The organism is Arthrobacter sp. Y3224198, from assembly GCF_059090025.1.
On record NZ_JBNHFG010000027.1, the window covers coordinates 25,388 to 35,045 of the forward strand.

The 9,658-nt window shown below is 68.8% G+C and carries 6 protein-coding genes; 2 read left to right on the forward strand and 4 right to left on the reverse strand.

Annotated elements, in window-relative coordinates:
- Positions 1 to 162: 162 nt before the first annotated feature.
- Positions 163 to 1,716 (forward strand): HNH endonuclease, encoded by a 1,554-nt coding sequence (locus AC5RUF_RS13115; protein WP_494130860.1) that lies wholly within the window; start codon positions 163 to 165, stop codon positions 1,714 to 1,716.
- Positions 1,717 to 1,765: 49 nt separating this feature from the next.
- On the opposite strand, the gene AC5RUF_RS13120 is transcribed toward AC5RUF_RS13115, so the two are convergent.
- Genes AC5RUF_RS13120 through AC5RUF_RS13135 form a run of 4 tightly spaced genes read right to left on the reverse strand, consistent with a single transcriptional unit; the run spans position 1,766 to position 7,345 of the window.
- Positions 1,766 to 2,584: a serine hydrolase domain-containing protein gene (locus AC5RUF_RS13120; protein ID WP_494130861.1), complete on the reverse strand. Its 819-nt coding sequence runs from the start codon at positions 2,582 to 2,584 to the stop codon at positions 1,766 to 1,768.
- Positions 2,581 to 3,609, reverse strand: a complete 1,029-nt coding sequence (locus AC5RUF_RS13125) for an NAD-dependent epimerase/dehydratase family protein (protein ID WP_494130862.1) — start codon at positions 3,607 to 3,609, stop codon at positions 2,581 to 2,583. Before AC5RUF_RS13125 ends, AC5RUF_RS13120 begins: the two co-directional genes overlap by 4 nt.
- A complete protein-coding gene (locus AC5RUF_RS13130; RefSeq protein WP_494130863.1) occupies positions 3,606 to 6,326 on the reverse strand; it encodes an alpha/beta fold hydrolase in 2,721 nt (906 codons plus the stop codon). The genes AC5RUF_RS13125 and AC5RUF_RS13130 overlap by 4 nt, the downstream gene beginning before the upstream one ends.
- Entirely contained in the window at positions 6,320 to 7,345 is a 1,026-nt protein-coding gene (locus AC5RUF_RS13135) for a 3-oxoacyl-ACP synthase III (RefSeq protein WP_493998462.1), read from the reverse strand. The genes AC5RUF_RS13130 and AC5RUF_RS13135 overlap by 7 nt, the downstream gene beginning before the upstream one ends.
- 214 nt (positions 7,346 to 7,559) lie before the next feature.
- On the opposite strand from AC5RUF_RS13135, the gene AC5RUF_RS13140 reads away from it, so the two are divergent.
- Positions 7,560 to 9,658: chromosome segregation SMC family protein (locus AC5RUF_RS13140; RefSeq protein ID WP_494130864.1), on the forward strand; the 2,099-nt coding region annotated here is incomplete at its 3' end.

The window sequence follows — 9,658 nt, forward strand, 5'->3', positions numbered from 1 at the left end:
CGGGCGGTTTGGCGGGGCCAGCTGAGGACGGTTGGTGCGGCGCGGCATCGGTGTGGCATCGGTGTGGGGAGTTGTGGGGCAGGGAATCAGCAGGAAAAACGGGTAGCAGAACAGGTAAGTCCCGCCTGTTTTAGTCCCTTTCGCTCGCATAGAATCGAACACATGTTCGAACATGTTTCCTCTCAGGAGCGCCGGCCGGACGGCTCTGCCGCCGCCGGCAGCGCCATGGTGTATCGGTGGGTGGAGCTGCTGGCTGCTCAGTCAGACCGGGTTCCATGTATGGAGCAGGAAGATGGTACGGGGCCTGAGGACGCCGAACTGATTAACCGGATCCGGGCCCTCGACGAGCTGAAAGGCGCCGCTGCGGCCGCCCAAGCGCGGGCCACGGCAGCGTTTGATGCCTCCCAGCGACGCAAGCAGGCAGCAGCCGGAGTGCGGCGCGAGGATCTGGGGCGGGGTATCGCTTCCCAGATCGCCCTGGCCCGGAGGGAGTCGCCCAGCAGGGGCGGACGGCTGTTGGGTTTTGCCAAGGCGCTGACTGCCGAGATGCCGTACACGCTGCAGGCACTCAGCGACGGGAAGATCAGCGAGTGGCGTGCGACGTTGCTTGTCCGGGAGACGGCGTGCCTCGACGTAGAGGACCGGCGGCGGGTGGATAAGGAAGTTGCCGGGGACCCCGGGACGCTGGAAAAGCTGGGGGACCGGCAGGTCATTTCCCGGACCCGGGGTGCCGCCTACCGGCTTGACCCTGCGGCAGCGGCTCGACGTGCAGCCAAGGCCGAGTCCGAACGCTTCGTATCCTGCCGTCCCGCGCCGGACACCATGACCTACCTGACCGGCCTGCTGCCCGTCGCCCAGGGGATTGGGGTCTACGCGGCACTGTCACGGGAAGCGGACCGGCTCCGTGCGTCCGGCGATTCCCGGGGACGCGGACAGATCATGGCGGACACCCTGGTTGAACGGATCACCGGACAGGCGGACGCACGGCTGATGAACGTCGAAGTGCAGCTGGTGATGTCGGACCGGACGCTGCTGGCCGGCGAATCCGAGCCGGCCTTCGTTCCGGGCTACGGTCCGGTTCCGGCCCAATGGGCGAGGGACCTGGTGCGGGGGATCGGCGGTGGCCGGACTGGGAATGGCGGCAGCGGTCAGGGTACCGACAAGAACCGTAATGCCGAAGGGGGCCGGAGCATCGGCGGAGACCGGACCATCGGCGGAGACCGGACCGTACGTGAAAGGTCCGGCAGAGACAAGACCGGCGAGCGCTGGATACGCCGGCTCTATACGGCCCCTGACACGGGTGAACTCATCGCCATGGATGCCCGTTCCGGGCTGTTCCCGCGGTCATTGGCACGCTTTATTGCTGCCCGGGATCAAACCTGCCGGATGCCGTGGTGCGGGGCTCCCATCCGACAGTTGGACCATATCCGTCCACACCGCGAGGGCGGAGCAACCAGCGCCGCGAACGGGCAGGGACTCTGTGAGGCGTGCAATCAGGCAAAGGAAGCCCCCGGTTGGAAGGCGCAGGCTGTTGATGGGCCGGGGTCTCACACGGTGGAGACCACCACTCCCACCGGACACACCTATAGATCCACCGCACCGCCCCTGCCCGGAAACGAAACCGGAAGCGAAACCGGAAGCGACGGTGGCAGGATCAGCGAAAGGCTGGGATGGAGTTTCGAAACGGGGATCACCGACTTCATTTGGGCTGCTTAGCCTCGTGCTCAGCCAGGCCCAGCCCGGCCAAGACGGAGGACCAGCGCGCCTAGCGCCCGGCAAGCTCAGCAAGCACGGCATCCGTAAAGGGAGGCCAGACCTCGGCCGCCCAGGGGCCGAAATTCCGGTCGGTAAGGCAGACAGCTGCCGCCTGTGCCTGCGGGTCCACCCAAAGGAAGGTGCCGGACTGCCCAAAGTGCCCGAAGGTCTCCGGAGAACTGTCCGCCCCGGTCCAGTGCGGCGACTTGTGGTTCCGGATCTCGAAACCCAGGCCCCAATCGTTGTCCTTCTGCCGTCCAAAGCCGGGAAGCACGCCGGCCAGTCCCGGAAAGACCACCCGGGTTGCTTCCGACAGCCGGCCCGGATCCGTGAGGGCAGGCGCCTGCAACTCAGCCGCAAACCGGCCAAGGTCTGCCGCCGTCGACACCGCTCCCGCAGCAGGCGACCCCTCCAACACGGTGGAGGTCATTCCCAGCGGAATCAGCAGGCCTTCACGCATGTAGTCGGCAAAGGCGATACCCGTGGCTTCCTCCAAGGTCTCGCCCAGCACTTCGAAGCCGGCGTTGGAGTACAGCCGACGCGTACCGGGGGTGTACCGGACGGTGCGCTCGCCGAAATCGTAGCCACCGGAATGCGCCAGCAGATGCCGGACAGTGGATCCTTCGGGGCCGGCAGGCTGGTCCAGCTCCAGCGCGCCCTCGTCGAGGGCAATCAGGACCGTGTACGCGCTGAGCAGCTTGGTGACGGAAGCCAGGCGGTACTGCCGGTCCTGGTCGCCGGCGCTGCCCAGGACCCGGCCGTCGGTGCCAATAACAACCACGGAGGCGTGGTCCACAGGCCAGGCCTCGGTCAGCTCGAGGCTCTTCACCGTGCCACCACCTTTCCGCCGTAGTGCCCTGCCAGCCGGGCCATGCCTTCTTCGACCGACACCTCGGGTGTCCAGTCCAGCACTTCGCGGGTTTCACGCTGGTCAAACCAGTGCGACGTGGACAGCTGCTCGGCCAAAAAGCGCGTCATCGGCGGCTCATCGTGGACCAGTCCACGCCGGCCCGCAACCAGCCAGGCACGCCCAATCAGGCCGCCGGCACGGCGGGCAACACTCCCGGGAACACTCCATCCGGGAGCCTTCACGCCGCCTGCCGCACAGATACCGGCCAGCAGTTCGCCCACGGGACGGGGCTGGCCGTTGGTCACCACCAGGGCCTTGCCCTGCGCCGCGTCCATCCGCTCCAGTCCGCGCACAATGGCGGCAGCGGCATTGTCGATGTAGGTGGTGTCGATCAGTGCCGCACCGGCGTCGAGCAGCGGAAGCCGCCCGGAACGGGCGCGGTCAATAACCCGCTCCACGAGCTGGGTGTCGCCCGGACCCCAGACAATGTGCGGTCGGATGGCAGCCACCCGGAAGCTGGCGGAATTCTCTGCCAGGGCCAGCAGCTCGGCCTCGGCCTTGGACGCCGCATAAAAGCCGCGCGCCCGCGCCGGATCCGCAGTGCCGGCACCCGCTCCGGCAATCGCCTCACCGAAGTGCGCCACCGACGGAGAGGACACAAACACCACGTCGTGTACGCCGGCGGAACGGGCAGCCTTCAGCAGGATCTGGGTGCCCAGGATGTTTGTTTCCTCGAACTCGTGCCACTCGCCGGTAAAGGACACCTTTGCGGCCAGATGGATTACCGCGTCCATGCCGTCCACGGCACGGGCAGCGGTATCGGGATCGGCCACCGACCCGGCCACGAAATCGGTTCCGGGGCGGCCGGGACGCCGCTGCAGGGTGCGCACCTTGTGTCCCTTGGCGGCCAGCAGATCGGCGACGGCGCCGCCCAGCAGGCCGCTGGCACCGGTCACCAGGGCATTGCGGGGTGCCAGCCCGCCGGAACTCACGGCCGGGCTCATCGGGACACCTCCTCGAAGGCCGGCACCGCTCCGCTGTCGGTTGCGGACGCAGCGGCTCCGGAGGGCCCGACGCCGCCGGACGCGGGAGTGGAACTTCCGCCCTTGCCGGGTTTGGGCACCGGACCGCCGGCCAGCAGGCGCGACGCCCAGCCGGCCAGCGCCGTACGGTCGATCTTTGAGTTGTGCCGGACATCGGTCGGCATGGCCGGCAGCACCAGCACGGCGGCCAGATCCATGCCGCACCGTTCGCGCAAGCGGGCACGGACGACGGCGGCCAGCTCCGGCGCCGCGGTTCCCGCCCGCCGCACCGGCGGTGTTGTTTCGAGTATGGCCACAGGGACCTGCGCCCCGGCCGGCCCGACGCCGACCACGGCCACACGGCCCACGCCGTCGACGGACTCAGCTGCCTGTTCGGCCGCTACCGGGGTCCGGACGCCGCCGGCAGTGGTGAGGATGTGGCCGAGGCGTCCCTCTACCCAGAGCCGGCCCTCGCCGTCGAGGTGGCCCACGTCGCCGGTGCGGTGCCAGCCAGGGATCGAGGAGCTGCGGGTCTCGGTGATCCAGAGCCGGTCGTAACGGTCCTTGACGTGCGGTGCGCTGACGAGGATTTCGCCGGTGAGGCCTGCGGTGGTCAGCGGTTTGCTGCCTACCGAACCGTCCGGGAACACTTCCGCGATGGCTACCTCAGCCCGGGATACCGGGGTGCCGACGCAGACACCGTTGCCGGAGCCGGCGTCCCGGATTCCGTCGAGGCTGATGTCGGTCACCGGAAGCGCCTCGGTCATCCCGTAGGGAGTGTGCAGGGAGGCGTTGGGCACCAGGTCGGAGACCCGGGCCAGCAGGTGCTCGGCAATGGGAGCCCCGGCGGAAAGCAGCAGGTCCACCTTGGCCAGTGCGCTCCGCTGCGTGCCGTCCAGCTCCCCGGAGGTTGCGACGACGTTGGTCAGTGCCGCCGGAGAAGCGAAAACGGTGGTGGCGTCCACGGCTACAGCGGCATCGGCCAACGCAGCGGCAGTCAGCGTGCGCGGCGAGGTGACATCCATGTCGGGCGTGACCGAGGTGGCTCCCAACGCCGGTCCCAGCAGTGCGAACGGCGCGAATCCCGCCACCAGTGCCGTTCCGGCGCGCAGGTGGTAGGTGTCCTTGATGGCATCCCGCATGGCGGCCAGCTGCCGGTGCGTGTAGACCACGCCCTTGGCCGGTCCCGTGGAACCCGAGGTGAACAGGATCGCGGCGTCGGCGTCGGGCTCCACCGGGAACCAGGGCACCTGGGATCCGGATCCGTCGGCAATCAGCTCAGCCACGGAGTGCCGAACGCCCAGCAGGGCCTTGCGCGCCGGGGACAGCTCCGCAACACTGATCCGGGTTCCGGGCCAGCCCAGCAGGCGGGCTCCGGTCAGCGCCCGGTCAATTCCGATAAGGAATGCCGGACCGGCGCCCTTGATGGCCCGGCCCAGGCCCTTGGTGCCCAGTCCTGCGTCGGCCACGACAATGACGGCGTTCAGGCGCAGACAGGCATAGATCAGCGAGGTTAGCTCGATACCCGGCGGCACCAGCAGGTTCACCCGGGTTCCGGGACGCACGCCGGCCGCGGCCAGGCCGGCAGCCAGGGCGTTGACGCGTTCGGCCAGCCCGGCCCAGGACAGGGTGCGCGGCTGGGTGCCGCCGGCGCTTGCATCCAGCGGTGCCATGTCGACGACGGCGGCGCTGGTGTCCCCGGCCCGTTCGTCGAGTTCGGCGAGCATGGGCCGGAACGGTTCGCTGCGCTTCAGCCCGGTGTCAGCGGGGGCCTGGACCGCTGTCTGCAGCCAGTCGAACACCGGGGAGGCAATGTCGACGTCTTCGGGCAGCAGATGCCCGGCGCCCTCGAACCGGTGGACGGAGGAAGCGGGCAGCCGCTCCAGCACATCGCCCAGGTAGCGGTCCGAGAACACCGGGTCCTTGGGTCCCCACAGGACCAGGGACGGGACATCCAGCCGGCGGATGCCGTCGGCCACGGTGTTCAGGCTCCGCCAGCTCGGATGGGTTTCCTCAGCGGGAATGTCCGCCACGAAGTTCGCCACGCCCTGCCGGCGCGCCGCGCTGCGGTAGGGCAGGCCGAAGGCGTCCCTGACCTCGCGGGGCAGTGCGGGCTGTGCGAGGGAGTGGGTGACTCGGATAAACGCGTCGGTGCTCCGGGAGCCCCACGGGTGGACGGCCGGGTGCAAAGCCAGCTTGAGCGCCGGCGGCAGGGAGTAACCGGCCGGGTGCACGGCGGTGTTGGTGAGGACCACGCCGGCCAGCTGGCGGCGGTGCCGCAGCGCCCAGCCCAGGGAGATGACCCCGCCCCAGTCGTGTCCGACGGTGACCACGGGCCCGTGGAGGCCCAGCGCGTCGGTGAGGTTGCCGAGGTCGGTGATCCGGTCCTCCAGCCGGCGGAAGGCCCCGGTGCGCTCGGAGAAACCCATGTCCAGCTGGTCGACGGCGACTACCCGCCACGGGTTCCGGGCCGGGGCGCCGGCAGCCAGCAGGCTGCGCCAGAGGTAGGACCAGGTGGGGTTGCCGTGCACGCACAGCAGTGTGCCGGCCGGTTCGATGCCGGCCGCGGCCAGGTCGGGGCCGTTATCAAGCACGTGCCACTTGTGTACGGTACCGGCGGGGTCGACGGCGGCGGTGGAGGGAACACGGACAAACGAGGACCAGGCGGAGGATACGCCGGGCCAAAGCTCCTCTACCACGCAATCTCCATCATGGTGGTGTTCAGGCCCGAGCCCACGCCCATGCACAGCACCCGGTCACCGGGGTTCAGGGAACGCGATTCCTGGGCCAGGGTCATCGGCAGCGACGCCGGACCCACGTTGCCCCAGGTGGGGAAGGTGATCGGCACTTTCGCCCGGTCCAGGTCCACGGCCTTGATGATGGCGTTGGTGTAGGAGTTGGAAACCTGGTGCGTGACGTAGCGGTCCATGCCGCTCCAGTCCCAGCCGTTTTCCTGCGCTTCGTTCCAGCCGTCGACCACCAGTTCCAGGCCGCCGTCCAGCAGGCCCTTGGTATCGGTGTACATGCCGTCCACGCCGCCCACGCACAGCTCGTGGTGCTGGGTGCCGGCGCGCGAGACCCCGCCGAGGATGCGGTGCGAGCCCGGATGCTTGTCCGCCCGGCCGATGACGGCTGCGGCGGCGCCGGAGCCCAGGGTGAGGGTGGCGAATTCGCGCAGGTAGTCCTGGCGGGTGGAATCCGGGCGGTTCAGCCGTTCGAAGGTGGCTTCCTGGACGCCCTGGGAATCCTCGCCGGCCACAATCAGGGCATAGTTGATCTGCCCGGAGTCGATCATGTTCGAGGCCAGCGTGATCCCGTTGACGAAGCCAAGGCAGGCATTGGCCAGGTCGAAGTTCATCGCCGAGGAGGGCAGTCCCAGCCCGTGGTGGATCTTCACGGCCACCGACGGCTCAAGGTTGCGCCGGGTCACGGAGGTGTTGATGAGCAGCCCGATCTCGGACGCCTCGATCCCGGCCTCCGCCAGGGCCTTCGCACCCGCTTCGATTGCGCCGTCGTCGAACCCGGAGCCCGGGGCCCACCAGCGCCGTTCGCTGACGCCGGCAACGCGTTCCAGCAGCCGCTTGGACAGACGCAGCCGTTTGAGCGATGGCTCCAGCCGTTCGTCGAATTCCTTGGAACTCATCACCATGGGTGCTTCAACGCTGTTCACGCTGAGGATGGCGGAGTTGGAGTGCTGGAAGTTGAAGTTCCCGGTCAAAATGCCTGCCTTGTCTGCTGCTGAAACTATCGCGCTGGCGGCCGCCGTGAAGCCTGCATCCACGCCCTAAAATCATATGACTCTTTTAGAAGCCTACTTTCCAGCCCTGCGAATCCGCAGGGAAAAGCAGGATTACGCTCTCCGAGTAGACGGGAATTTCGACGCTAACCGCGTAGATTTAGGGAATCAACCCCGGCAGGAGAGATCAACCCCCGTGCATCTGAAAACCCTGACCATGCGAGGTTTCAAGTCCTTCGCATCGGCCACCACCTTTGAGTTTGAACCCGGTGTCACCGCCGTGGTGGGTCCCAACGGCTCCGGAAAGTCCAATGTGGTGGACGCCCTGGCATGGGTGATGGGGGAGCAGGGAGCCAAGACACTCCGCGGCGGGAAGATGGAGGACGTCATCTTCGCCGGCACTTCGGGCCGTGCCCCGCTGGGCCGGGCGCAGGTGTCCCTGACCATCGACAACGCCGACGGCGCCCTGCCGATCGACTACTCCGAAGTCACCATATCGCGCACGCTGTTCCGCGCCGGCGGTTCCGAATACGCCATCAACGGCAGCCCCTGCCGCCTGCTGGACATCCAGGAGCTGCTTTCCGACTCCGGCCTGGGCCGCGAGATGCATGTCATTGTCGGCCAGGGCCAGCTGGACAAGGTGCTGCACGCAACGGCAGAGGAACGGCGCGGCTTCATTGAAGAAGCAGCCGGCATCCTCAAGCACCGCCGGCGCAAGGAAAAAACGCTGCGCAAGCTCGATGCCATGCAGGCCAACCTGGCCAGGATCACCGACCTCACCGCCGAGCTGCGCCGCCAGCTGGGACCGCTGGGCAAGCAGGCCGCGGTGGCGCGCCGGGCCAAAACGGTGCAGCAGGATGTCCGCGACGCACGGTCCCGGCTGCTGGCCGACGACCTGGCCACCCTGACGGCCGCCTACGAAAAAGAGGCGGCGGACGAATCAGCGCTGAAGGCACGCCGCGTGGCGGTGGAGGCCGCCGTGGAGGAGGGCCGGCAGCGCCAGGAAGAACTCGAGGCACTGGCGGCGCAGGCAGCACCGGCACTAACTGCCGCCCGCGACACCTGGTACGGGTTGTCCTCGCTGCAGGAACGCTTCCGGTCCCTGTCCGCGCTCGCCGCCGAACGTGCCCGGCTGCTCGGCGCGGCGGAACCCGACGCCGGCAGCGGCCGCGACCCGGAACAGCTGCAGGCTTCGGCGGACCGGGTGCGGGCTGAAGCAGCCGCCCTGGAAGCCGGGATCGAGGACCTGCGCGCACGGCTGGACGATGCCGTGGAGATCCGGGAAGCCGCCGAGGATGACGCCGCCGCGGAGGAAAAGAACTTTGCTGCCCTGCTGCGCGCCGCGGCGGACCGGCGGGAAGGGCGTGCCCGGCTCACCGGCCAGATGGAGGCCGCACGCTCCCGCCTGGCCTCCGCACAGGCTGAAGTGGGCCGGTTGCGCACCTCCATTGCCGCAGCGCAGGAACGGCGGGCGAAGGCGTTGCAGGAGTTCGGACAGTTGGAAGGCTCGGCCGCCGGAGCTGAAGCGGGCGAGGCGGACCTGGATGCCGAGTTCGAAGCTGCGCAGACGGAGCTTGAAGATGCCGAGGAAACCCTGCACCAGCTGCAGTCCGCAGAGCGGGAAGCGGTGCGGGAGGCGGAGAACCTTACGGCCCGCCGTGAGGCGCTCGCCGTCGGCCTGGACCGGCGCGACGGCAGCGGTGCACTGGTGGCAGCCGGGCTGCCAGGGGTGCTGGCACCCCTGTCCGTCAGCGTCAAGCCCGGCTATGAGCGTGTGGTGGCGGCAGCCCTGGGAACGGCAACCGATGCGGTGACCGTCGAGGACTCCGACGCCGCGGTCCGCGCACTGCGGTACCTGAAGGATGCGGGGGAGGGACAGGCCGAGCTGCTGCTGGCCGCAGCGTCGGACAGTGCGGCAGGCACCGCTGCGGCTTCTGCGGCCGGGATGGATGATCTGCCGCCCGGCGCCGTACCCGTGCTGTCGCTGATCAGCGCGGATCCTTCGGTACAGCCTGCCCTGAACGTGCTCCTGGCGGACGCCGTGGCCGTGGAGGACCTGGATGCGGCGCAGCAGCTGCTGGCACGTTGTCCGGCTGCCCGGGCGGTGACGGCCGACGGCGATGTCCTGACCCCGGTCAGTGCCCGGGGCGGTTCCGCCACGGCGCCGGGACTGCTGGAAATCCAGGCTGCGGTGGAGGAAACCGATGAACGCCTGAAAGCTGCGCGTGCCCGGGCTGTGGAAGCCGGTGCCGGTATCGGCGCGGCCGCGGCACAGGTGGCGGCGGCCCGGGCACG